The following is a 24,751-nucleotide window of genomic DNA, read 5'->3' as shown; positions in this document are numbered from 1 at the left end:
CATACAATCAAGATTAAGGGCATAAAAAAGCGGATGAGTGACACTCATCCGCTTTTTTAAAACAATTCAGGTTTAAGCTTGGGTAACATGAATACGTAATTCTTTAGGCAAGCTAAAGGTAATATTTTCTTCGCGCCCTTCTAATTCCTTAGGTGCATCTGCCCCCCAATCTTGCAAGCGCTGAATCACTTGCTTGATTAAAATTTCAGGTGCGGATGCACCAGCAGTCACACCAATTTTATCGACACCCTCAAACCATTGTTGCTCAAGCTGATCCGCGTTATCGACCAAGTACGCCGCCTTGCCCATGCGCTCTGCTAATTCACGCAGACGATTGGAGTTAGATGAATTAGGCGATCCGACCACCAAGACCACATCGCAGCGATTGGCCAGATCACGAACCGCATCTTGACGGTTTTGAGTGGCATAACAGATATCATCTTTACGCGGCCCCTGAATCTGGGGAAATTTGCTGCGCAGTGCATCAATCACTTTGGCAGTATCATCAATTGACAAAGTCGTTTGGGTAACAAAAGCCAGCTTGTCTGGATGGCGAACCGCCAGTGCTTCAACATCCGCTTCATCTTCAACCAGATAGATATGACCGCCTTTGGTTTTATCGTACTGACCCATAGTTCCTTCGACTTCAGGATGGCCTTCGTGTCCAATTAAAATGGCCTCAGTACCTTCACGCGCATATTTGGTTACTTCAATATGCACTTTGGTGACCAATGGACAAGTGGCATCAAACACTTTTAAACCACGACGCTCAGCCTCTTGCTGTACGGCCTTTGACACACCGTGCGCACTGAAAATGACGATTGAGTCGTCAGGTACCTGATCGAGTTCATCGACAAAAATAGCACCACGCTGACGCAGATCATCGACCACAAATTTGTTATGTACCACCTCGTGGCGAACATAAATAGGCGGATTAAAACATTCAAGTGCACGATTTACGATTGCTATGGCGCGGTCAACACCTGCGCAAAAACCACGTGGATTTGCCAACACAATTTCCATAGAATCCTCAATTATTCGCTAGATGTTTCGTTCAAATTTGGCGTCGGTATAAACTTTTATAGTGGACTATATTTTGTTTAGGTCCGTAGTACACTACAATAGCCAAGATATTTTATCATAATCAGGAAAAATATCATGTCGGGTCTATTGTTTGTCGTTTCTGCTGCATCAGGAACAGGCAAAACTTCTCTCGTCAAAGCGCTTTTAGAGCGTGTGACCAATTTACACGTTTCTGTATCGCACACCACACGAGGCCAAAGACCTGGTGAACTTGATGGCGTTCACTACCACTTTACCAGCAAAGAAAACTTTCTGTCTCAAGTTGAGCAAAACGGCTTTATTGAATATGCAGAAGTTTTTGGTAACTATTACGGTACCTCACAAACCACAGTGAAACAACAGCTCGCCAAAGGTCATGATGTTTTACTTGAAATTGACTGGCAAGGTGCAGAGCAGGTTCGCAAACTTTTTCCTGAATCCAAACAAATTTTTATTTTGCCACCAAGTCAGTTCGATCTACGTCAGCGTTTATCTAACCGTGGAACCGATAGCGTAGAAGTGATTGAGCATCGCTTAAGCTGCGCGGTAGAAGACATGCAGCAATACGTCAACTTTGACTATATCATTATTAATGATGACTTTAACAAGGCTTTGCATGAGCTAGAGTCGGTGATTAGTGCCAACCGTCTGACCCTGAATCAGCAGGTACACCGTCATCAACAACTCATTCAACAACTTATCACACCGAACAACGAATAAACTTGAGTATAAATTGAAAGCATTTTATACTTCGCAGTCTAGTCAGATTTACTTAACCGAGAACATATATGGCACGCGTAACCGTTGAAGATTGTTTAGACCATGTAGACAACCGCTTTGAGCTTGTACTAGTGGCAAGCAAGCGCGCGCGTCAACTTGCTCGTCAAGGCATCGAGCCAACTGTAGAATGGGACAACGATAAACCAACCGTTGTTGCACTTCGTGAAATTGCAGAAGGTCATGTGACTAAAGATATTTTAAAACAGCGCGAGCAAGACTATCAGACTTCTTCTCTTGATCTTGCGTTGTCTGCAAACAGCTTAAACTTGGAAGGTTTTTCTTTCCAATAAGTTTAAGACAAGAGCAAAAAGGCGCCATTATTTGGCGCTTTTTTTATGTCAGTTGATATAAAAATGAAAGCCCAAAAATGAAAATAATCCGGTGCTTTTGAAGCTAAGTCGAACCAATCAATCAGCAAATAATTCGATGCGGCACTATAACCGATCAAAATATCAACAAAAAAAGAGAAAAAAACGCGCAAATTGAGGAATAAGTCTCATTAAATTAGTGCGCTTCAAGCAAAGATTTGATACAAATGTAGGTTTACATCGTTTCTCCCAATCTTAACGATAGAAAAATATTTGCGATTTTTTTTGTGAACAAATTGACAAGTTTCGCAATATGCTTTTCATTAAGAGATATATCGTTATCCATCTCCCAAGCGATCAAAAGGTGTTTTATGCCAGGTGAAGAGGTCAGTCAAGCCAAGCAACAGCTTAAATTAATTATCGAAGCGTACTTGGATGCAAGTGACGTCGATAATGTGCTTGCTGCTTGCGATTTTGCCGATCTAGCGCATTCAGGCATTACCCGTAAAAGCGGTGAGCCCTATATTGTGCACCCGATTGCCGTCAGTTGTATTTTGGCACATATGCGTCTCGATGCCGATACACTCATGGCCGCGTTGTTGCACGATGTGATTGAAGATACCGACTATACCAAAGAAGAAATTAGTGAACGCTTTGGAAAAGTAGTGGCAGATCTGGTCGATGGTGTGACCAAGCTGACTCATTCAAGCGATAAACAGTACAACAAGGCTGCATCGTTTCGAAAAATTTTGCAAGCCACCTTACAAGATCCACGCGTGATTATCATCAAGCTTGCCGATCGTTATCACAACATGACCACGCTTGATGCACTGCGTCCAGATAAACGTGCCCGTATCGCCCAAGAGACCTTCGATATTTTTGTTCCCATGGCACGTATCGTGGGCATGAATGAAATGGCCGATAACCTTGAGCTGCTATGCTATCAAAATCTCGATTTAGATATGTATAACAATGTGCAAGAAGCATTGCTCGAAACCAAATCTAAACGATGTGAATATCAAAGCAACTGGGAACGACATTTAAGCGACTTATTAAACACCTACCAAATTCAAGGCCGAATTAAAAAGAAAAATAACAATATCGAATTACTGCGTCACTTTGTTAAAAATGAAATTAACCTTCACGAACTCACACACAGCCATGCCTTTGAAATTATCTTGCAAAGCATTGCAGACTGTGACCGTTTAGTCGAAGCACTCAAAGAAAACTTCCAGATTGTCGATTTTGAAGATCATATCCGACGCCCGTTACCCGGCGGAAATCAGTCTCTGATGATGAAGTTAAAAGGTGAACAAACCACGCTTTCTCTGACCGTTCAGACTGAACTGATGCGTAAGGCAGCGCGCTTTGGCGTGGTACTTGGCGAGAATGCACCGCAAGCCTGCCGCTCTGCAATTCAAGCCTCTATGCAGAATCTTACGACCTTAATTGACGGTGAATGTGCCAAAACCACATTTAACGATCTGCTTGATTATCTGCATCAGGAAAAAATTTGGGTTTATACCCCGCATGGGCATTTGCACGAATTACCGCAAGGTGCCACAGTGATTGATTTTGCCTATTCGGCCAGTTTATTTCTTGGCAACCATGCAGTCGGAGCCAAAATTGACGGTGAAATTCGCCCGCTCTCGACCCCATTGGTGAGTGGACAGGTGATCGATATCATCACCGATGTACTAGCGACGCCGAATCCAGACTGGCTCAGCTTTATCAATACACAAAAGGCACGTCGCGCAATCCAGAATATGCTGCGCGATCAAGATTTCGATGAGCAACTCTTGGTGGGTCAACAAGCACTCAACCGTGCTCTCAAGCTATTTAATCGCTCGATTCATGATTTGTCGGAAAAAGACTGGTTAAGTGTCTTGCAATGGCGCCATGTAGAAACCAAAGAAGCGCTTTTTGAACAGATTGCTGTGGGTGATTTATTGCCACAACTGGTGGCCAACCACTTATTTTCTCAAGATACGCCGCAAAAAACCGACGAAGTGTCGGACCGATTGATTCAGGGAACAGAAGGCGTCGATGTCAAATATGCGCATTGCTGTAATCCGATTTTAGGCGATCCAATTCAGGGGCATTTGTCTCGTCGTGGCCTCATTGTGCATCGTGCGCGTTGTCGTAATTTGCTACATGAACAACATATGCACCCGGAAAATATCATGCCGCTGCAATGGACTTCAGACGATCTGGATGATGTCAGCTTTACCGCATATTTGTGCATTGATATGCCGCTCGATGGCGAACAGATTTCAGAGCTGATTTATTTATGCCGTAAATCGCATACGGGCGTTGAAATGGTTCAGCCGCATGGCGATCATACCTATGCCAATATTGTGGTCAGTAACCGTAAAGTGGTGGCACAAATTATTCGCGATCTGCGCATGCTTTTTGGATTCCCACGCGTTTCTCGGTTATATCTTCCTTCTGCGGTAACCGAAGCAAATAAAATTAAAGCAAGTTAATCAATTATATCGATGATACTGTTGTCCTTTGGACTCATCGATTATGATGTTCTGTATTGAGAAGAGGAGTCATCGATGTCACGCCAAGTTATTCATACTGAAAATGCACCTGCCGCTATTGGAACATATTCACAAGCGATCCTGATTGACAACACCTTGTATTTATCAGGCCAAATCGGTTTAGATCCTTACAGTATGGAATTGGTTGAAGGCATTGAAGCTCAGATTCGCCGTGTGTTTGATAACTTAAAAGCCGTCTGTGAAGCTGCGGGTGGTTCATTAGCCGATATTGCCAAACTCAACATTTTCCTTACCGATCTATCTCATTTTCAGCTGGTCAACCAGATTATGGGTGAATATTTTGCCCAGCCCTACCCGGCGCGTGCTGCTTTGGGTGTAGCGAGCTTACCTAAAGGTGCTCTGGTCGAGATGGATGGTATCGTCGTTATAAATCAATAAGTTATATTTATTCATAAACACCACCTATAAGGTGGTGTTTTTTTATTCAAAAACTCAATGATGAAAATAGCAATTCCAAATGAATTTCATTGACAAACGATAAATATTATCAATAATACCTATTATCCCATTTAAGATTGTGAATCACTCCGATGTATGTATGTTTGTGTCGTGGTATTACAGATCAAGATATTAAAGATGCCGTTGCCAATGGTGCTGAAAGCTATCGCGAGATTCGTGAATTGCTCGATTTAGGTACGTGCTGTGGCCGCTGTGCGCCTGAAGCCAAAAGTATCATCAATGAAGAACTGGCTGAAATTGCCGCACGCATTTCTGTCGCTGCATAAACCATATGCTGTGTGAGTGAGCACTTAATTTATTTTATAACTTTTAATTGATATTCAGTTTTCATACTCCTCCCCGCTCATCACAGTCAGCGGGTTTATTTTTTTAAAAGCACGATATTCGACTGTTTTTGATTGCGATTTTCATTTGCTGTTCAATAAACTACTCGCCAGCACCTAAAGAGTTGATTAAACTTTAAAGCATATTGCCTTAACTGTATAAGGCGCATCATTTGTTGTTGGAGTCATATCATGAAAGGCAATCGGGACGTTATTAATCAACTTAATCAAGTGCTGTATCATCACCTGACCGCAATCAACCAATATTTTTTACATTCACGCATGTTTAATGACTGGGGCATTGAAAAACTCGGCTCTGCCGAATACAAAGAATCGATCCGCCAGATGAAACACGCAGACAAAATAATTGAGCGTATTTTGTTTTTAGAAGGTCTGCCAAATTTACAGCATCTGGGTAAGCTTTATATTGGTCAGCATACCGAAGAAGTGCTGAACTGTGACGTGCGTAAAGTGAAAGAAAATATTGAGACGCTCAAAAAAGCGGTTGAAATTAGCGAAATCCAGCAGGATTATGTGTCTCGTGATTTAGTCCAAGAAATTTTAGAAAAAGAAGAAGAGTATTGGGATTGGACCACGACACAACTGGATCTGATTGAAACTATCGGCATTGAGAATTATATTCAAAGTCAGGTGTAATGCGTGATTTCAATAAGAAAGACAAATTTTTGTCTTTCTTATTGATTGAGATGGTTTTGGGTTAGATGCTCTGAGCTACCATATTCCCGAATATGTTCCAGTTTATTTTGCATAATTTAAAAATATTAATTTTAATAAATCTTTATCAAAATAAATATTATAAAGTTTAACTAACCTAGGATCGAATTAGTTTAAAAAAATACTATATAGACCCTAGGAAATATTTAATATTGAAAATTACTTTCAAATACTAAACATTTAGTTAATTAGCGCCTGCACGACATGAAGCTGGTGCATACTTATCATTATCTGATGTACAAGCCCATTTTACATTTGCAACAGCATTGTTAGTGACTGTAACCGTTGGTGTTAAGGTCAAAGTTACTGCGCCAGCTTTTGCTGTAGTTGTCACTTTAACAGCCCCTTTTTCACAACCACCAGATGCAACATTTGAGGTTGCTGTGACTGTGGAAACTCCTGCGCATGCAGGATCACCAGTCGCTTCTAAGTTTGTAATATTATTTGAAATAATATTTTCACTCACTGAACTTTTCAAAGGACCTAATGTAGTCAATGCTTCTGACACTCGCGCTCTAATGGTATAATCCTGATAAGCAGGAATCGCAATCGCCGCCAAAATACCAATAATCGCCACCACGATCATCAATTCAATTAAGGTAAAACCTTTTTGTGCATTCATAAAACTTCTCCAAAAATATTGTGTTTTTTATATCGCGTGTATCGCTATGTAGGTGATTGCACATAATATGCCAACTTATGCAGTTAATTTAATAATTATTAAAAACAAATACTTATTCATATTATGAGAATATTTTTTTAAATTAAGTCACATAAAATGTAAGAAACTGACAAATTTTGTCAGTCTAAGGGTGTAAAAATTGTCAGATTATTTAGTGTAAAAATAAACTTAGAGTATTAAGCTCAGCATAATTCAGTTTTCAGCTAAAAACTTTAATGTTTCAGACATAAAAATGATAAAACATCATGTGATATATCCACTATCTGACTATTTAAACAAATTTTTTAGTTTTTCTTCAAACTTATCCATTTGCTGATTTAAACAACACATCACCTAAAAGGATTTGGTTTTCTTTGAACACCTGACACACCTAATTGTTTCTTTTTTAAACAATCAAATTTAAAACCCGAGCTTTTATTTTTAAAAGTTATTTGTTAAACAATACTTTACAATAGCCAAAATTGGCACCTAGTATTTTGATCAAATTGGCCCTTGTACGAACGATCTCGAAAGCAGAAATTAATCTTGTAGGTGTGAAAAAAAACATCATGGAGTGATGCAAGTTTTTTAAAAAAGAACATATTTTTTATGCAATTAATTTTAATTTTTTATTGCCAAAACTGATTATTAGCGGCGTAAAGATGTGCCTAAAAAAGATTTTTTAAACAAAGGCAGATCTACTCCTTCGATCTAGAATCATCAACTTTAACCATACGTTAAAACAATGACATTCAAATATCGTAGGACATGTAAGTGAGGGGAAAATGATGTCAAGCACCTTTGGTATAGCAGGGATTCAAATGCAGGTATCTGCATTTACCAGTAACGTCGAGCAAATGGGCAATTACATGCGTCATATTCGCATGCGTTTCCCATGGGTCAAAATGGTGCTTTTTTCAGAACTGGCGCCACTCGGTCCCAAGCATCACATGGCAGAAGCACTGCCAAGTCAAACCGAAGCACAACTGGCAGAATTGGCACGTGAAACAGGTTTATGGGTGATACCAGGCTCGCTGTTCGAACGTACTGAAGGGCCAGACGGCGAGATTATCTACAACACTTTATCGGTGATTAATCCAGAAGGGCAAATTGTTGCTCGTTATCGCAAAATGTTTCCGTTTCGCCCGTATGAAAAAGATGTGGCGGGTGGTGATCAATTCTGCGTATTTGATGTACCCGATGTTGGTCGCTTTGGCGTCTCGATCTGTTATGACATGTGGTTCCCGGAAACTACACGAACGCTTGCTGCAATGGGTGCCGAAGTGATTTTACACCCGACCATGACCGACACGATTGATCGTGATGTGGAACTGGCGATTGCGCGGGCCTCTGCTGCTCAAAATCAGGTATATTTTATCGACATCAATGGTGTGGGTGATGGCGGTAATGGCAGATCGATTGTGGTCGATCCGTCGGGTTATGTTTTGCATCAGTCGGAAGCAGGTGCAGAAATTATTCCAATTGAAATCGATTTAGAAAAAGTACGTCGCGAACGTCGACGCGGACTTCGTAGTCTGGGCCAGCCACTCAAAAGCTTTCGTGACCGCGATTGCCATTTTACTGTGTACCAAAAAGACAACACCGAATTTCCTTATCTGGATAGCTTGGGGCCTTTGGTCAAACCTGAAGACTAACTCACGCCTCACCTAAGCTTTACAAGATAAAGAAAATTTCTATAAAAAAAGACATATGCTTATGAAAAATACATATTCATTAAGCCAGCACCGTAGCGTATGGGAGATACGCTCGGATAGCTGGATTAATTTAGTTGAAGATATTGGGTATCTAACGGATTTAGCAGTCGATCATGTGGAGCGTGCCAAGGCACTTACACGGGTCAAATTAACGCTTGATTTTCTGGTTCCCATTGAAAGTTACTGGGCCTTTCCAAGTAAACGCGTTTTTAATGAACTCTTCCAGAATATCGAGCGAGAAGAGTTTTCTACAGCACGCGTTTTAGCGCGCCGGATTCATCGTGCGCTCTCGGCGGGAAGCTATCGCCACGATCATACTGTTTTACAAAGCGAACGTGAATTGTCGTGTCAGATTGAAACCACAAGTGATCAGCAAGCACGGTTATCTCAGCCGTACTTTGAGGTTCTGATTGTCGATGAAATGAGTGCAGCAGAAGAAGATGCGTTACGACGCCGAGTCATCAGCAAGCGCAATGCCGATGATCCGTTTATTTTCGATATTGTGGTGGTCCCGAGTTTTGAAGACGCCCTCATTGCCACGCTCATCAATTTTAACTTACAAGCCGTCGTGATTCGTCATGGCTTTCCATATCGCTCGGTCAATCATCTCGATATTCTGGATCGTCTGATGATCGATCTGGATCGAGATATCGAAAGCTTGCCGGAAATCGAGCGTGGCACCTTGCTCGGTAGCCGGATTGCACAACTACGCCCAGAGCTGGATTTGTATCTGGTGAATGATGCGGGCGTCGAAATCATTGCCTCACAGGCTGGCGGTGAAGTATTCAAACGAATTTTTTTCGGTGAAGAAGATCATATCGAGCTTTATAATGCCATCATGAAAGGTGTGGGCGAGCGTTATCGCACGCCATTTTTTAATGCGTTACGTGATTATTCCAAACAACCTACCGGTATGTTTCACGCCTTGCCCCTAGCGCGCGGTAAAGCCATTTTAAACAGCCACTGGATTAGTGATCTGGCACAGTTTTATGGCATGAATTTATTTATGGCTGAAACCTCTGCAACCTCAGGCGGCCTCGATTCCTTACTTGAACCTGTTGGCCCGCTTAAACATGCACAGGAATATGCAGCACGCGCTTTTGGTGCCAAACGGACCTTCTTTGCCACCAATGGCACCTCGACCTGCAATAAAATTGTGGTGCAGTCGCTGGTACGCGAAGGCGATATCGTACTGGTCGACCGTAACTGCCATAAATCACACCATTATGGCTTAGTGCTCACAGGCGCCAATGCGGCCTATCTGGACTCGTACCCACTGAACGAATATTCCATGTATGGTGCGGTGCCGATTCGCCATATCAAGCAAATGTTGCTCGACTTTAAGCGTGCAGGCAAACTCGATCAGGTCAAATTACTTTTACTGACCAACTGTACTTTCGATGGCGTGGTATACGATGTCGAACGTGTCATGATGGAATGCTTGGCGATAAAACCCGATCTCATTTTTTTATGGGATGAAGCATGGTTTGCATTTGCAAGTTGTCATCCGATTTATCGTCAGCGAACTGCCATGGCCAATGCTGCCAAACTGGCCGAGCGCTTTAAAAGCGACACGTATGCAGCACAGTATGAACAGTGGCAGCAGACGATTGATTGGGACAACGATGAACAGTTGCTCGACACCCCTCTGATGCCAGATCCAGCAAAGGCACGTGTCAGAGTTTATTCTACCCACTCGACCCATAAAACCCTTACCGCACTGCGTCAAGGCTCGATGATTCATATCTGGGATCAAGACTTTAAAGAAAAAAGTGAAGAGGCCTTTATCGAAGCCTACATGACCCATACATCTACATCGGCCAATTATCAAATTTTGGCATCGCTAGATGTCGGACGTCGCCAAGTCGAAATGGAAGGTTATCAATTGGTGCAGCGTCAGTTAGAGCTGGCCATGAGCTTGCGCGAGCAAGTGATGCATCACCCTTTGCTCAAGCGTCATTTTCACTTTTTACGCGTGGGCAATATTATTCCGGAGGCTTACCGCGAATCGGGCGTAAATAGTTATTTTGATGAAGGCAAAGGCTGGGCCAATCTGGAAAAAGCGTGGAGCATGGATGAGTTTGTCATGGACCCAACCCGCGCAACACTCATGATCGGCATGGTTGGTATGGACGGCGATACCTTTAAAAATACCGAACTAATGAACAAATACGGTATTCAAATCAATAAAACCTCCCGAAACACCGTACTGTTTATTATCAATATTGGTACAACGCGCTCCGCAATTGCATATTTGATTGAAGTACTGATCAAGATTGCCCGCGATGTCGATCGACGCGTAGCAGATATGAGCTCGGCAGAACGGCGTATTCATCAAAAGCGGGTGAATTCTCTCACGCAAGAACAGCCACCACTGCCTGACTTTTCGGCATTCCATGCTGCATTTCAGGGGCAGCGCCTTGATCCGGCTGTACAAACCCGAGATGGCAATATCCGTCAGGCCTTTTTCCTGTCGTATGAAGATACCAGCTGTGAATATATCGATATTGCTGATGCTGCAGCGGCGATTGCAGCCGGACGAGAACTGGTTTCAGCATTGTTTGTTATTCCGTATCCACCCGGATTCCCGATTTTGGTGCCAGGCCAAGTGATCAGCGCAGAAATTTTACAATTTATGGCTGCACTCGATGTCAAAGAAATTCATGGCTTCCGACCCGAGCTTGGTTTTCGAGTATTTACGCAAGACACGCTAAACCGGGTACAGCAAGCCAAAGAGACCTATGAGTCTTTGCAGCAATACCAACATATTCATCATTTACGCGCAGGCTAATTCCTGCGCACAGCACTCAAATACCGTACGGAACACAAAATATGAGTCTTCAGTCTCTGCCCTCTATTTATGCGTTCCTCAGAAAATACTGGCCAAGTAGTACGCCTCAGAAAACCGCTGAGCTTAAGGAAGTGAACATGAATTATAGTAATAAAGTGACGAGCATTTCTGATATGTTGCTGATGTTTCATCGTAACGAACGTCCGATTTACTTCATCAGCGCGACAAATTTTAACTTATTGGGCATCGATCGTTGGGTTAACCGCTTTCGCTATATCAATTACATCGACTGTTTTGATGGTCGTCATCCAAATGTTTTTGTTCCACCCGAATCTTTGCACGACGATTTTAATTCGATTGAAGACATCAATAATTATCTGCTGCAACATAAAGATGTGGTCGATCTGATTGAGCGGCGTGGTGGAAATCCGGTGGCCACCTTTTTGATGTTTGATGAAAAAACCGAGGAACTGGCCAAAGAAATTGGTCTGGACATCTGGTTCCCACCTGCGGCATTACGTCAGCGCTGCGACAATAAAATGGAAACTGTACGGATTGGCAATAAAGCCGGCGTATATTCGGTACCCAATGCACTGGCCAAAGTGAGCAGCTATGAGCATTTGTTGCAAATTGCCGACCGTCATGGTTTAGGCCATGATCTAGTAATTCAAACTGCATTTGGTGATTCGGGCCATACCACCTTTTTTATTGCCAGCGAAAATGATTTTAACAAACATAAAGATGAGATTATTCATGATCCTGAAGTCAAGATCATGAAACGCATCAACTGCCGCGGCGCAACGCTTGAAGCCTGTGCCACGCAATCTGGAACACTGGTGGGGCCATTACTGACCGAAGTGGTCGGTGCGCGTGAACTGACGCCTTATCAAGGCGGCTGGTGTGGCAATGAAATTTTTCCGGGCGCTTTTTCAGAGCGGGCAAGAATTAAGGCACGCGAAATGGCGGAGAAATTTGGTAATCAATTACTCAACGAAGGTTATCGTGGCTATTTCGATCTGGATTTTTTAATCGATATCGATACCGATGAAGTCTACTTGGGTGAGTTGAATCCTCGCATTTGTGGCGCCAGTCCGATGACCAATCATGCTGCTTTTGCCTATGCCGATGCGCCTTTATTCTTATTTCATTTACTAGAATTTTCAGGCGTACCTTTTGATCTCAATGTAAAAGAAATTAACGAGCGTTGGGCGCAGCCGCATTTTATCGATTCGTGGTCACAGGTGGTAATTAAATACACCGAAGATAAAGTCGATCAAGTTACCCATGCACCGCCAACCGGGATTTATCGTATGGCTGAAGATGGCAGCATCTCTTATCAGCGCTTCGATTATGCACGCCGCGCCATTGATACCGAACGTGAAGCCTTTTTCTTGAGAATCACAGGCCCTGGCGATTTTCGTTATGAAGGTGCCGACTTAGGTATTTTGATTACACGTGGCCGCTCTATGGATGATAACTTCCGTCTTAACATTCGCGCACGCGACTGGATTCGTGGAATCAAGAGTTATTATGCTGGTAAACCGATTGCCACAACACATCACGATTTGGCCCCTGCGCCGGGATCTTTCAAAATACTCTAAGGAAAACTTATGTCTGTCGAACTTCAGTTCCAAGCTATTTTAGAAGATACGCCCGATGAAAAATGGAAAGCGATCTTCCAGCAATTCTGGCCAGGGTATCGTGCATGGTTCTTGCGTAGTGGTGTTGCAGGACGTCCAACCTATCTGGAGTGTCGACAGGCATTACGCACCTACATGCCAGAGTTAATCCCAATTTGGGAAAAACTCATTGCACTGACCGGAGGCGGTGACGTAGAAGCACGCTTTTTATCACTCTGGTGTCCACCAGCGTACATCGCTGGGTGCTCTCAAGGCATATGGTTCGATCCTCATGCCCAAGAAGAACCGATCCTGCTTCGTAATTATGATTTTGCACCTGTATTACTCGAAGGCAATCTGCTCAATACACGCTGGGTGAATCAACGCGTGATGGCCATGAGTGATTGCCTGTGGGGCGCACTCGATGGCGTAAATGAAGCAGGTGTTTCGGCTTCGCTTTCGTTTGGGGGGCGAACCATCACTGGCACAGGATTTGGTATTCCGCTGGTACTGCGTTATGTACTGGAAATGGCGCAAAACACCGAAGAAGCCGTGGCTATTTTAAAGCGCGTGCCTGTGCACATGACCTATAACGTCACGCTACTCGATCGTAACGGAGACTGGCGCACCGTTTTTGTGAGTCCAGACCGGGAAACTGAAGTGGTTAAACGCCATGCGGTGACCAATTATCAGCATCAGATTGAATGGCCACAGCATGCTACTGCCACACTTTCTTACGAACGTCTGAACTTTTTAGAACAGGTCCTCACACACTCCACCCATTCGTCACAGGTGGTGCAAGGTTTGCTCACCAAACCGCTTTACCAAGATGCATGGCTTCGGGGCTACGGGACACTGTACACCGCGATTTATCGTCCGGTGTCCCAGCGTGTGGAACTGTATTGGCCACAACAGCTGTGGCCACAGTCATTTGAGCAGTTTACCGAAGAGCAGCGCACCATTATTTTGGCGGCACAAGCCGATCCAATCTTGTATTCAGCGCCATAAACTAACCCAGAATAATGGGCTCATTGCCCAGCTCATTCTGGTCTTGATCATCGTGCTGCATATAAAACTGATCCAGCACCTCACCAATCGCCAAAACCGCATCCACAACCGCAGCACGATAATCACCGTGCTTCAGTTGTTGCACCATAGTGCGACAAATAGCTTCCCACGCCAGCGTATGCGTTTCGGTACAAATTCCTCGATCTACCACCAGTTCGACCTGCTGTTCACATAAATTCAAATACAGCAAAATGCCACTATTATGGGCAGTATCCCAGACACCAAGTTCGGCAAAGAGTTGCTCGGCTCGGCGCCTCGGAGTTTGTTGATAGGCTTGCAAGCATGGGATATGACCTTCAATCACCACCTGTATTTCACCCACGTGGCCATGTTCGGCCTGTGTCACCGCCTGCGCAATTGCGGTCATGTCGGTTTTAGAAAAGTAACGCTTCGCCGCAGGCAAAAAGAAAAAATGTTTCAGCCAGCGTTTTAAACTGGGTTGATTTTGCGCCCTAATTTTAGGCTGGGTAATAATTTGTGTTGTATCGGTTGTTGTTACCATGATCCTGATGCTCCCCCACCACCAAAGCCGCCGCCACCGCCGCTATAGCCACCACCGCCACCAAAGCCGCCGCCACCGCCAAAACCGCCCCCACCACCACGACCACCGCCCGATGCAAACAGCTGAAAAATTAATTGTGCCAAAGACGTGACCAGCAATAGAAAAATACCCAGACCTGCCAGTAAGCTGGTGATAATTCCCACACCACTAATGATACCGGCTGCAATCCCCGCAACGCCTGCTGTTGCCGCGCTGAGTCGATTCCCCACAATAAAGGATGCAAAAATCCCGACCACAATAATAATCATCGAATAAGTGAGCATCTGTGAACGGGCCTGTTGCTCATGAAGTGCCTGTTCTTGGCTCTCTTTTAACTCCTGTGCTGCCTGCTGCGCGACCTCGGGATCCATATTCAGAATTTTTTCAATTTCATTTAAACCTGCCTGTATCCCTTGCGCATACTGGGCTTGCTTAAAATACGGCGTGATTTGATTACGTATAATCCGCCCAACCACAATATCTGGAAGAACGCCTTCTACACCGTAGCCAGTCAGAATCTGAATCCGACGGTCATTGACCGCAATGGTCATTAAAATACCGTTATCACGCTTGGCACTACCCAATTGCCACTGTTGTGCCACACGCATGGCATAATCAAAAATATCCTCTTGGCCTGTAGTCGGCACAATCACCACTGCAATCTGGGCTTTTTTTGCTTCGTACAGCCGACGGATTTGTTGCTCAATCTGCTGTCTTTGTGTCTCGGTCAGTAAATTGGCCTGATCGATCACGGGGGCATTTAAACTGGGTAATGATCGTATCGATTGCCCTTCGGCCAGATCATTGGCAATTTGGGGTTGCTGTGCAGCAGCCACACTCGATGAGGGTGCTTTCTGATTGCCTTGCTGCTGTTGAATGATCTGTTGTGCTGCCAGCAGTTCGGTATTGTCTTGGGTTTGGTCGCTACCTTGTGCGCTAAATGCGAGACTGCACCACATCAGCGTCAAACAGCCGAGTATAACTGCCCAAGATCCTTGATATAGGCGCCATCGTAATCTAGCCAGAGGGAGCGTCATGGCATTCTCCAGTTCAGGCAAAATTAATTAAATGAGACTGTTGGTGCTTTCTCTGCGCCTGCTTCTGCACTAAAGTTTTGTTTGGTATGCATCCCAATCACTTTGGCTGTCATGGCCTGCGGGAACTGTCGAACATAGGTGTTGTAATCCTGTACCGTACTGATATAACGATTACGTGCCACCGCAATACGGTTTTCTGTACCTTCGAGTTGAACCTGTAAATCGCGGAACTGCTCATTGGCTTTTAAATCGGGATAGTTTTCTGAGACGGCAATCAAACGAGACAATGCGCCAGTCAGCTGACTTTGTGCCTGTTGATACTTTTCAAAAAGCTGCGGGTCTTCAAGGACGGCTTTATCAACTTTCAAGCCAGCCACGTTTGAACGCGCCTGCGTGACGTCGGTCAGCACCTGCTGTTCGTGTTTGGCATAGCCTTTCACCACATTGACCAGATTCGGAACCAGATCGGCACGGCGCTGATACTGGTTTTGTACCTCAGACCATGCTGCCGTCACCGATTCATCTTTGGCCTGCAAGGTGTTGTAGCCACAGCCCGAAAAGATAAGCGTACTGGCCAATACACTGGAAAGTGCTAATTTTTTAAATAAATTCATGTTAATCACCTCATTATTTTTAAAATTTGTGTTTTAAAGGCATTGTAACGAGGATTTTGGTGCTGTTTTGTTTATTTTCTTTATCATAAAAAACGGGCCAGACGCCCGCTTTTTGGTTGATTCAGGTTCAGCTGTAACGAAGCTGGGCAGAAGTCTCTTGGAATGCTGGCATATCATAATCTGCCGCCATTTTTTCTTTCCAGTATGCAATCAGTTCGCTGTAATCGTGATCGGCAGGGTGAAAATCTGGTTTGTAATAGGCCAGATATTCTGGCAATAATTGCACAAACATTTTGGCCACCAAATAAACCCCGAAAAGATTAGCTCCCACTTTAGGTAAGCTTTTACGTCGATCCTGCATGAACAGTTTGCTGGCCGAGTAAAAGGTGAGGCTGGCAAAGCCTGTGGTGACACTTCGCATTATCAGAGTACGCAGCTTATGATCGCCATAAATCTCTTGGTACACATCGAAGGCCACAGCACGATGTTCGATTTCTTCAATCGCATGCCATACCCAGAGCTTCATGGCATCTTCATCTAATGTACTGAGTACCTCAGGATGCCTTAAAATATAGCCTCCCAACAAAGCAGTAAAATGCTCAAATGCACAGGTAATGGCAAGCTGCACTTTCGGATGTAAATTACGTACATGACGATCTTTTCGCATAAGCCATGCTTGAAAGCGATCCAGATTATAATCGTCTTTGCGCCATGCATCATTAAACTCAGTATGCGCCTTGGAATGCATCGCCTCTTGACCAATAAAAGCTGCAATTTGAGCCTGAAGCTGTGGATCTGCAATTCGATCACGCACATTACGCACGCTATGCACAAAAAACTGCTCTCCTACTGGAAAGGTCGATGAAAGTGCAGTGAGCAAATGCGACATGACAGGTGAATTGGCAAAGTAATGCCGCTTGATTTTTTCAGGATAGAATTGTAAGCGCCGCACGGTAATGCCCAACGCTTTAGGACGCTGCTGATATGCTTTCGATGCCTGCTGAATCACTGTTGCCATAGCCGAATCCTGCTGTTTTTTTCGAGTATGGCGAGTGAATCGATAAAACCCTATGGCAAAACTGCTTGTACAATTGACCGAACTGCTCAACCCGATTAATGCACAAAAATGACAAAAGCCTGCATCCGTGCAGGCTTTTGGAAATGGGTCTTTGGATGTTTTAACGTTACACGTCGAGGTAATCCAAAATACCTTCTGCTGCCTGACGACCTTCCCAGATTGCAGTCACAACCAAGTCAGAGCCACGCACCATATCGCCACCCGCAAAGATTTTCGGGTTAGATGTCTGGAATTTATATTGTTGCTGTTCAGCAGCAAGTACACGACCCGAGCCATCCAAACCAATATTGGCAGGTGCAAACCAGTCTGCCGGACTTGGACGGAAACCAAATGCCAATAATACTGCATCGGCTGCTAGAACTTCTTCAGAACCCGGAATCGGTTCTGGGCTACGACGGCCACGACTGTCTGGCGCACCTAACTGTGTGGTCACCACTTTCACGCCAGTCACTTGGCCGTTTTCGCCCACAATTTCGATTGGCTGACGGTTAAACAAGAAATTAACGCCTTCTTCGCGCGCATTTTTTACTTCACGACGTGAACCCGGCATGTTGGCTTCATCACGACGATATGCACAGGTGACCTGCTCCGCACCCTGACGGATCGAAGTACGGTTACAGTCCATTGCCGTATCGCCACCACCCAGCACGATCACTTTCTTGCCTTCAACACTGATGTATTCGCTTGGGTTTTGCTCCCAGCCTTGCGTACGGTTGACGTTGGCAATCAGGAAATCCAGTGCATCATAGACACCCTCAAGCTCTTCGCCTGGGAAACCACCCTTCATGTAAGTGTAGGTGCCCATTCCCATAAATACTGCATCGTAATCTTGCAGTAACTGGTCGATGGTGATGTCCGTTCCGATTTCAACATTTAAACGGAATTCAACGCCCATGCCCGTGAAGATTTCACGGCGACGCTTCATCACGTCTTTTTCCATTTTAAACTCAGGAATACCGAAAGTCAGCAAACCACCAATTTCAGGGCGCTTATCGAAGACCACCGGTTTTACACCATTACGCACCAGAATATCTGCACAGCCAAGTCCTGCCGGGCCTGCGCCAATAATGGCCACTTTTTTGTCGGTCCATTTCACTGACGACATATCTGGACGCCAGCCCAGTGCAAAGGCTGTATCGTTGATATATTTTTCTGCATTACCAATTGTTACCGCACCAAAACCGTCATTGAGGGTACATGCACCTTCACACAAACGGTCTTGTGGGCACACACGACCACACACTTCCGGTAACGTATTGGTTTGATGGCACAATTCTGCGGCCTGAAAAATACGGCCTTCTGCAATCAGTTTTAACCAGTTTGGAATATAGTTATGTACCGGACATTTCCATTCACAGTACGGGTTACCACAGCCCAAACAACGATGGGTCTGATTGGCAGCCACCTCAGCCGTGAACGGTTTATAAATTTCCACAAACTCAGATTTGCGGACATCAATATCTTTTTTCTCTGGATCTTGGCGTGCTACATCCAGAAACTGAAAGTCATTATTTAGGCGCTCTGCCATGTCTTGCTCCGTGGGTCAGTGTGGAAAACTCGAAAGTTATCCACACTTGCCTGTCAAAATATGAGTAGTGGAATTATTGAGGATCGGCTTTGGTTGCTTTCAACAGCGTCAGTAAGTTAGCAGCTTTTGGCTTGACTAACCAGAACTTGCGACTGTAGAAATCAAACTCGTTGCGGATCTTATACGCCCATGCACTGCCTGTTTCTTTGATGTGTTCATCCAGAATACGCAGTAAGTTTTCTTGATGATCTTCCATCGATTCAGTTGAAATACGAGTTAAATCAATCAACTCATGGTTGTAGTAATCGACGAAGTTATTTTCAAGATCCAGAACGTATGCAAAACCACCGGTCATACCGGCACCAAAGTTATGCCCCACTTTACCCAATACAGTCACGATACCGCCGGTCATATATTCACAGCAGTGATCGCCCGCACCTTCAATAACAGCAAATGCACCAGAGTTACGTACTGCAAAACGCTCACCCGCAGTTCCGGCAGCAAATAACTTACCGCCAGTCGCACCGTACAAACAGGTGTTTCCAATGATGGCAGTATTTTGAGTCTGGAACGGCGAACCTTTTGGTGGGAAGATCGAAATACGACCACCTGCCATTCCTTTCCCTACGTAATCGTTGGCATCACCTTCAAGCTTAATGTGCAAACCACCGGCATTCCATACTCCCAGAGACTGACCTGCTGTACCGTTAAGGTTAAGTACGACAGGATGCGCCTCCATATCGAGGTTGCCATAACGGCGTGCAATTTCGCCCGATAAACGTGCGCCAATTGAACGGTCACAGTTACCAATCTCGAAATTGAACTCGCCGCCAGTACCTGCTTCAATTGCAGGGAGCATTGCACTCACCATTTTTTCAGCAAGAATGCCTTTGTCGAACGGCTGGTTGCCCTGAACTTGACAATATTGTGCCTTGCCTTCAGCCGATGGATGCGACTGGATTAAAGGCGTTAAGTCTAGATGGGCATGCTTGTCGGTTTCACCCGGCAAGATTTCGAGTAAGTCGACACGGCCAATCAAATCTTTAAGCGATGCGACACCCAATGCTGCCAACCACTCACGTGTTTCTTCCGCAATAAAGTGGAAGAAATTGATCAGCATTTCTGGCTCACCAATATAATGCTCTTTACGCAAGTGATCTTGCTGAGTTGCTACACCGGTTGCACAGTTGTTAAGGTGGCAAATACGTAGGTATTTACAACCCAATGCAATCATTGGAGTCGAGCCAAAACCGAAACTTTCCGCACCCAAAATCGCGGCTTTAATTACGTCTAAACCGGTTTTGAGGCCACCATCTGTCTGTACGCGTACTTTGCCACGCAGGTCATTAACACGAAGTGCCTGATGCGCTTCAGACAAACCCAATTCCCAAGGCGAACCAGCATGGTGGATCGAAGACAATGGAGATGCCGCAGTTCCGCCGTCATAGCCTGAAATAGTAATGAAGTCGGCATAGGCTTTTGCTACACCCGCCGCAATTGTTCCTACACCCGGCTCAGACACCAGTTTGACCGATACCATTGCCTGCGGGTTGACTTGTTTTAAGTCAAAAATCAACTGCGACAAATCTTCAATCGAGTAAATGTCGTGATGTGGAGGAGGTGAAATCAAGGTCACACCCGGCACCGCATAACGCAAACGCGCGATCAAGCTGTTGACTTTACCGCCCGGTAACTGACCGCCTTCACCCGGTTTTGCACCTTGTGCCACTTTAATCTGCAACACTTCTGCAGAAGTAAGGTAAGCCGGTGTCACACCAAAACGGCCCGATGCGATCTGCTTGATTTTCGAGTTACGAATGGTACCGTAACGTGCTGGATCTTCACCGCCCTCACCCGAGTTTGAGCGTCCACCCATGGTGTTCATGGCAATCGCAATGGCTTCATGCGCTTCTGGCGACAAGGCACCAATCGACATCCCTGCTGAGTCAAAGCGCGGTAAGATTTGCTCAACCGGCTCCACCTGTTCAAGCGCAATTGAATTGCTGATTTTAAGCTTGAACAAGTCACGAATAGTTGCTACCGGACGGTTGTTGACCAGTTCGGCGTATTCTTTAAAGTCTTGGTAATTGCCAGAACGCACAGCTCTGTGTAATGCATTGATAACGTCCGGGTTAAAGGCGTGATATTCCTTGCCAAATACAAACTTGAGCATACCGCCCTGGTCAATCGGCTGACGATTTTTCCATGCAGTTGCGGCCAGTTTTTTCTGGTCATTTTCAAGATCGGCAAAAGTTGCGCCTTCGATACGGCTTGGTACACCAATAAAGCAGGTATTGACGACTTCCTTCGATAGTCCCACCGCTTCGAATAACTGACCGCCACGATATGATGCAACGGTTGAAATCCCCATTTTTGAAAGGACTTTCAACAGGCCTTTTTCGATACCTTTACGGAAATTGGCCTGAGCGTGTACCGGATCGCCGAGGAGTTCACCCTTGGCAACCAAGTCATTGATCACGTCATAAGCTAGGTATGGATAAATCGCAGTCGCACCAAAGCCCAAGATCACCGCAAACTGATGCGGGTCACGCGCCACACCGGTTTCAACAATAATGTTGGCATCGGTACGTAAGCCGGTATTGATCAAATAGTGATGGATGGCACCAGTGGCCAATACTGCATTGGCTGGCAGGTAACCTTCGCGGATTTTCTTATCCGAAATCACCAGCAAGGTTTTACCATCGCGAATCGCCTGTGCAGATGCCTCGCAAATACGCTGAATCGCCGCCTGTAAGCCTTCTTCTTCTGGATAGTTCAGATCGATATCGGCAATTTCGTAGCCTTTACGTCCGAGGGTACGAATCTGATGCATTTTGGAGTTTGACAATACCGGACTTGAAATAATCAAGCGATCGGCATGCTCTGGCCCTTGCTCAAATACGTTTTGCTCGCGCCCCATACAGGTTTCAAGCGACATCACAATCGATTCACGTAATGGATCGATTGGCGGGTTGGTGACCTGTGCAAACTGCTGACGGAAGTAATCCGATACAGGACGCACCTGACGAGACAATACCGCCATTGGCGTATCATCACCCATTGAACCAACCGCTTCTTGACCACTTTCAGCAATAGGACGTAACAGCTGGTCACGTTCTTCAAAAGTGACCAAGAACATTTTTTGTGCAGCTTTCAGGTTGTCGCCTGCCAAGCCTTTATCAATTAAATGCTCTTCAAGCTCTGGGCTACCTTGTAGACGCAGCGAGTTTTCGCGTAACCACTGACGGTACGGGCGCATACGTTTGAGATGGTTGCTGACATCTTGTGTATCCAGCACTTTACCTGTAAAGGTATCGACCACCAGAATTTGACCCGGACCAACACGGCCTTTCGAAATCACATCTTCTGGTTGATAATCCCATACCCCGATTTCAGAGGCCAAAGTGATGTAATCATTTTTGGTAATCACCCAACGCGCTGGACGCAAACCATTACGATCTAGCATACAAATGGCATGACGGCCATCTTGAATCACAAGACCCGCAGGGCCATCCCATGCTTCCATGTGCTTTGAGTTAAACTCATAAAATGCACGTAAATCTGCATCTAGGGTTTCAACGTTTTGCCATGCAGGCGGTACTAGCATGCGCAAGGCACGGAATAGGTCCATTCCCCCACCAATCAGAATCTCAAGCATGTTGTCGAGACTAGATGAGTCTGATCCGGTACGGTTTACAATCGGTGTGAGCTTGGTCAAACCAGGAAGGAGTGGATTTTCAAATTTTGGTGTACGCGCCATCGCCCAGTTACGGTTGGCAGTAATCGTGTTGATTTCACCATTGTGGGCAAGATAACGGAACGGCTGTGCCAACGGCCAACGCGGTAAGGTGTTGGTCGAGAAGCGCTGATGGAACACCACAATATGCGATGCAAGACGCTCATCTGCTAAATCGGTATAAAAGTCCGCAATCGCTGCTGGCATCATGAGGCCTTTATAGCTAATTACGGTCGAGCATAACGTGGTCACGTAAAACAGCGGATCGTTACTGAGTTGCTGCTCTGCACGACGGCGCGCCAAAAAGAGCTTACGGTTGAATTCAACCTCAGTCACGCCCATTGGACAGTTCACAAATACTTGTTCGAAGCCCGGTAACGATTGCAAAGCAATTTCGCCTAACGCGTCGTTATTGGTTGGAACAACGCGCCATCCGATGACACGCAGGCCATCCGCTTCAATTTCTTTGGTTAAAATCGTTTTTGCATGTTGCGCCAAGGCAGGATCAATATTTAAAAACACCGTACCGACTGCAAAAATTTCGCTGAGTGTAATGTCACTGAGCTTTTTTGCTTCTTCACGGAAAAATTGCTTTGGCATAGCCAATAGTAGACCGCATCCGTCCCCGGTTTTACCATCTGCGGCAATACCACCACGGTGCGTCATGCAACTTAAACTGTGAATTGCGGTTTGTACAAGATGGTGGCTGGAATCCCCTTTCATATGGGCAATCAGACCAAAACCACAGTTATCTTTAAACTCATCCGGTTGGTATAAACCTTGAGCGGGAGCTACAGTGTGAGGCGATGGCAAATGCATAGCGTACCCTTCTTCAACATGGCTCTTTCGAGCGTATAACGATCAATTATTTCTTCGCGACGTTGTCTCATTACTCACGTAAAGCTAAATGTTCCACAACCCATTTTTGCGTTACTTCCTGAATATACGCTTTTTTAGCTCTATATGGCAGCAACTTCATGACAAAAACGTGTTGAGTTATTTCGCACTTTTTTAAAGCAGGCGAAACGACGATTTCGCATGCTAATTGAATTTTATGACGGCTTAGCGCCAAAATAGGACAAATTGATCAATTAGCGCATCAAACATGCAAAAAAGATGCCACATTTATTTATAAACGGTTAACTTATTTATTTGTATAGCAATAATATTTTTTATTATTCTGTAAAATTAAAAGCACACTTTTAAAATGCACCAAAATATTGCACAATTTTAATATTGATCAAAAATAATGCTCTATTTTGGTTCTTTTATCGTCAATTAAATGGGTCGCTGATTTCGCGCTCGGTCTGTTTTGGTGCCTTTTGATCGATGGCTGATGCTTTGGTTGAAGACGCTGGTAATTCGGCATTGGAGCGTGACTGGCGAACATCCACCACATTGCCTTGCGCATCACGGCGCGTAACCGTGGTGCTAGTCGTAGATGAGCTCGGCGCGTTTGCCAATGGATTAAAAGTTTGAGGTTCCACGCGCGGCAATGCGGCTGGTTTTAAATTGATTTCATGCAATTGTGCCACCAGCCCCAACTCGTCAGACCCCAGATCATTCACCAGAGGCGCCAGACTGGCAAAAGATACTGCATGCGGGCGAACCGATGCCGGTAGTTTTAATTCAAGCTGTTTTAACTGCGAATTGGCAGCAGACTCACTTCCAAAGGTGCCGTAAACCAGCATATATTGCTCTTGCTGATCGGGCCCAGTTAGACGGAAGTAGTAAAACTGATTTCGGTCAGCACGAGTTTTTAAATAGTTCTTAATGATGTCTTCATCTGAAGCACGAAAAAGCTCTATCGTCCAGCTTTTCTTGTTTTCACTGACGAACTTGGTGCCCCGAAACTCGGACTCATGCAAACTGGCCGTGACCACGCGGGTGGTTAAATCCAGAGGTTTCACTTCTTGAGATAGCATCCCAAGATGACTGGTGGCCGCCACTTTCTCGGGTTGAATTTGCACTTGAGTTTGCGCAATATCAGTACGATCCATTTCGACCAGCTTGTCGGTGTCGTTAATTGCCCAAAACACCAATGCAAAAAACAGACAGACAAGCGCACACACCAGCCAGCTGTAATGCTGAATTTTTTGCCATAGTGTGCGATGTGCTGTCATGCATTC

Annotated in this window: 19 protein-coding genes; 10 read left to right on the top strand and 9 right to left on the bottom strand. The window is 45.0% G+C overall.

What is annotated here, in order from left to right; translation table 11 throughout:
* Positions 1–72: 72 nt before the first annotated feature.
* Positions 73–1,023, bottom strand: a complete 951-nt coding sequence (gene ispH, locus KCV09_RS13415; protein ID WP_004934289.1) for a 4-hydroxy-3-methylbut-2-enyl diphosphate reductase — start codon at positions 1,021–1,023, stop codon at positions 73–75.
* A 135-nt stretch (positions 1,024–1,158) separates the two neighbouring features.
* Here ispH and gmk point away from each other — a divergent pair, with 135 nt between their 5' ends.
* The 6 genes from gmk (at position 1,159) to bfr (ending at position 6,156) form a co-directional block, all read left to right on the top strand.
* Positions 1,159–1,782 carry a guanylate kinase gene (gmk, locus tag KCV09_RS13410; RefSeq protein WP_025095725.1) on the top strand — a complete coding sequence of 208 codons (624 nt, stop codon included), beginning with the start codon at positions 1,159–1,161 and terminating at the stop codon, positions 1,780–1,782.
* A 68-nt stretch (positions 1,783–1,850) separates the two neighbouring features.
* Positions 1,851–2,132, top strand: a complete 282-nt coding sequence (rpoZ, locus tag KCV09_RS13405) for a DNA-directed RNA polymerase subunit omega (RefSeq protein ID WP_004934284.1) — start codon at positions 1,851–1,853, stop codon at positions 2,130–2,132.
* 389 nt (positions 2,133–2,521) lie between these two features.
* Positions 2,522–4,636 (top strand): RelA/SpoT family protein, encoded by a 2,115-nt coding sequence (locus KCV09_RS13400; RefSeq protein WP_004934280.1) that lies wholly within the window; start codon positions 2,522–2,524, stop codon positions 4,634–4,636.
* A 75-nt stretch (positions 4,637–4,711) separates the two neighbouring features.
* Positions 4,712–5,095: a RidA family protein gene (locus KCV09_RS13395; protein ID WP_004934278.1), complete on the top strand. Its 384-nt coding sequence runs from the start codon at positions 4,712–4,714 to the stop codon at positions 5,093–5,095.
* Positions 5,096–5,247: 152 nt separating this feature from the next.
* Positions 5,248–5,442 (top strand): bacterioferritin-associated ferredoxin, encoded by a 195-nt coding sequence (locus KCV09_RS13390; RefSeq protein WP_004934275.1) that lies wholly within the window; start codon positions 5,248–5,250, stop codon positions 5,440–5,442.
* A 249-nt stretch (positions 5,443–5,691) separates the two neighbouring features.
* Entirely contained in the window at positions 5,692–6,156 is a 465-nt protein-coding gene (gene bfr / locus KCV09_RS13385; RefSeq protein ID WP_004934272.1) for a heteropolymeric bacterioferritin subunit Bfr, read from the top strand.
* Between the two features lie 262 nt (positions 6,157–6,418).
* Here bfr and KCV09_RS13380 read toward each other — a convergent pair whose 3' ends face one another.
* Positions 6,419–6,856, bottom strand: a complete 438-nt coding sequence (locus KCV09_RS13380; RefSeq protein WP_212515269.1) for a pilin — start codon at positions 6,854–6,856, stop codon at positions 6,419–6,421.
* Between the two features lie 824 nt (positions 6,857–7,680).
* Here KCV09_RS13380 and KCV09_RS13375 point away from each other — a divergent pair.
* The 4 genes from KCV09_RS13375 (at position 7,681) to KCV09_RS13360 (ending at position 14,028) form a co-directional block, all read left to right on the top strand.
* Complete coding sequence (locus tag KCV09_RS13375) at positions 7,681–8,550, top strand: carbon-nitrogen hydrolase family protein (RefSeq protein ID WP_228301561.1); 870 nt, start codon at positions 7,681–7,683, stop codon at positions 8,548–8,550.
* A gap of 61 nt (positions 8,551–8,611) precedes the next feature.
* Positions 8,612–11,401, top strand: coding sequence for an aminotransferase class I/II-fold pyridoxal phosphate-dependent enzyme (locus KCV09_RS13370; protein ID WP_212515268.1), 2,790 nt, complete (start codon positions 8,612–8,614; stop codon positions 11,399–11,401).
* A gap of 137 nt (positions 11,402–11,538) precedes the next feature.
* Positions 11,539–13,002, top strand: coding sequence for a biotin carboxylase (locus KCV09_RS13365; RefSeq protein WP_034440443.1), 1,464 nt, complete (start codon positions 11,539–11,541; stop codon positions 13,000–13,002).
* A 9-nt stretch (positions 13,003–13,011) separates the two neighbouring features.
* Positions 13,012–14,028 carry a C45 family autoproteolytic acyltransferase/hydolase gene (locus tag KCV09_RS13360; protein WP_212515267.1) on the top strand — a complete coding sequence of 339 codons (1,017 nt, stop codon included), beginning with the start codon at positions 13,012–13,014 and terminating at the stop codon, positions 14,026–14,028.
* Between the two features lies 1 nt (position 14,029).
* Here the strand turns inward: KCV09_RS13360 and KCV09_RS13355 are convergent, their stop codons facing one another.
* From KCV09_RS13355 to KCV09_RS13325, 7 genes are all read right to left on the bottom strand, one after another.
* A complete protein-coding gene (locus KCV09_RS13355) occupies positions 14,030–14,590 on the bottom strand; it encodes a TPM domain-containing protein (RefSeq protein ID WP_004934250.1) in 561 nt (186 codons plus the stop codon).
* On the bottom strand, positions 14,584–15,666 hold the full coding sequence (locus tag KCV09_RS13350) for a TPM domain-containing protein (protein WP_212515266.1): 1,083 nt from the start codon (positions 15,664–15,666) through the stop codon (positions 14,584–14,586). The genes KCV09_RS13355 and KCV09_RS13350 overlap by 7 nt, the downstream gene beginning before the upstream one ends.
* Positions 15,667–15,689: 23 nt before the next feature.
* Complete coding sequence (locus KCV09_RS13345) at positions 15,690–16,280, bottom strand: LemA family protein (RefSeq protein ID WP_025094669.1); 591 nt, start codon at positions 16,278–16,280, stop codon at positions 15,690–15,692.
* A 127-nt stretch (positions 16,281–16,407) separates the two neighbouring features.
* Positions 16,408–17,298, bottom strand: coding sequence for a metal-dependent hydrolase (locus tag KCV09_RS13340; protein ID WP_088458879.1), 891 nt, complete (start codon positions 17,296–17,298; stop codon positions 16,408–16,410).
* Positions 17,299–17,464: 166 nt separating this feature from the next.
* On the bottom strand, positions 17,465–18,886 hold the full coding sequence (locus KCV09_RS13335; RefSeq protein WP_025094667.1) for an FAD-dependent oxidoreductase: 1,422 nt from the start codon (positions 18,884–18,886) through the stop codon (positions 17,465–17,467).
* 73 nt (positions 18,887–18,959) lie between these two features.
* Positions 18,960–23,441, bottom strand: coding sequence for a glutamate synthase large subunit (gene gltB / locus KCV09_RS13330; protein ID WP_004944986.1), 4,482 nt, complete (start codon positions 23,439–23,441; stop codon positions 18,960–18,962).
* A gap of 455 nt (positions 23,442–23,896) precedes the next feature.
* Positions 23,897–24,745 (bottom strand): hypothetical protein, encoded by an 849-nt coding sequence (locus tag KCV09_RS13325; RefSeq protein WP_004944984.1) that lies wholly within the window; start codon positions 24,743–24,745, stop codon positions 23,897–23,899.
* Positions 24,746–24,751: the final 6 nt, after the last annotated feature.

Source organism: Acinetobacter soli (assembly GCF_018139125.1).
In the GTDB taxonomy this organism is placed as follows: domain Bacteria; phylum Pseudomonadota; class Gammaproteobacteria; order Pseudomonadales; family Moraxellaceae; genus Acinetobacter; species Acinetobacter soli.
The sequence above is the reverse complement of the archived record's forward strand: the minus strand, read 5'-3'. Positions and strand labels throughout refer to the sequence as shown.

Excerpts from the sequence above, each read along its gene's own strand:
- gmk (WP_025095725.1), top strand. The coding sequence starts at position 1,159 with ATGTCGGGTCTATTGTTTGTCGTTTCTGCTGCATCAGGAACAGGCAAA.
- KCV09_RS13365 (WP_034440443.1), top strand. The coding sequence starts at position 11,539 with ATGAATTATAGTAATAAAGTGACGAGCATTTCTGATATGTTGCTGATG.
- KCV09_RS13345 (WP_025094669.1), bottom strand. The coding sequence starts at position 16,280 with ATGAATTTATTTAAAAAATTAGCACTTTCCAGTGTATTGGCCAGTACG.
- ispH (WP_004934289.1), bottom strand. The coding sequence starts at position 1,023 with ATGGAAATTGTGTTGGCAAATCCACGTGGTTTTTGCGCAGGTGTTGAC.
- KCV09_RS13400 (WP_004934280.1), top strand. The coding sequence starts at position 2,522 with ATGCCAGGTGAAGAGGTCAGTCAAGCCAAGCAACAGCTTAAATTAATT.
- KCV09_RS13350 (WP_212515266.1), bottom strand. The coding sequence starts at position 15,666 with ATGACGCTCCCTCTGGCTAGATTACGATGGCGCCTATATCAAGGATCT.
- KCV09_RS13360 (WP_212515267.1), top strand. The coding sequence starts at position 13,012 with ATGTCTGTCGAACTTCAGTTCCAAGCTATTTTAGAAGATACGCCCGAT.
- KCV09_RS13370 (WP_212515268.1), top strand. The coding sequence starts at position 8,612 with ATGAAAAATACATATTCATTAAGCCAGCACCGTAGCGTATGGGAGATA.
- KCV09_RS13335 (WP_025094667.1), bottom strand. The coding sequence starts at position 18,886 with ATGGCAGAGCGCCTAAATAATGACTTTCAGTTTCTGGATGTAGCACGC.
- KCV09_RS13375 (WP_228301561.1), top strand. The coding sequence starts at position 7,681 with ATGATGTCAAGCACCTTTGGTATAGCAGGGATTCAAATGCAGGTATCT.
- rpoZ (WP_004934284.1), top strand. The coding sequence starts at position 1,851 with ATGGCACGCGTAACCGTTGAAGATTGTTTAGACCATGTAGACAACCGC.
- gltB (WP_004944986.1), bottom strand. The coding sequence starts at position 23,441 with ATGCATTTGCCATCGCCTCACACTGTAGCTCCCGCTCAAGGTTTATAC.
- KCV09_RS13380 (WP_212515269.1), bottom strand. The coding sequence starts at position 6,856 with ATGAATGCACAAAAAGGTTTTACCTTAATTGAATTGATGATCGTGGTG.
- KCV09_RS13395 (WP_004934278.1), top strand. The coding sequence starts at position 4,712 with ATGTCACGCCAAGTTATTCATACTGAAAATGCACCTGCCGCTATTGGA.
- KCV09_RS13340 (WP_088458879.1), bottom strand. The coding sequence starts at position 17,298 with ATGGCAACAGTGATTCAGCAGGCATCGAAAGCATATCAGCAGCGTCCT.
- KCV09_RS13355 (WP_004934250.1), bottom strand. The coding sequence starts at position 14,590 with ATGGTAACAACAACCGATACAACACAAATTATTACCCAGCCTAAAATT.
- KCV09_RS13390 (WP_004934275.1), top strand. The coding sequence starts at position 5,248 with ATGTATGTATGTTTGTGTCGTGGTATTACAGATCAAGATATTAAAGAT.
- bfr (WP_004934272.1), top strand. The coding sequence starts at position 5,692 with ATGAAAGGCAATCGGGACGTTATTAATCAACTTAATCAAGTGCTGTAT.
- KCV09_RS13325 (WP_004944984.1), bottom strand. The coding sequence starts at position 24,745 with ATGACAGCACATCGCACACTATGGCAAAAAATTCAGCATTACAGCTGG.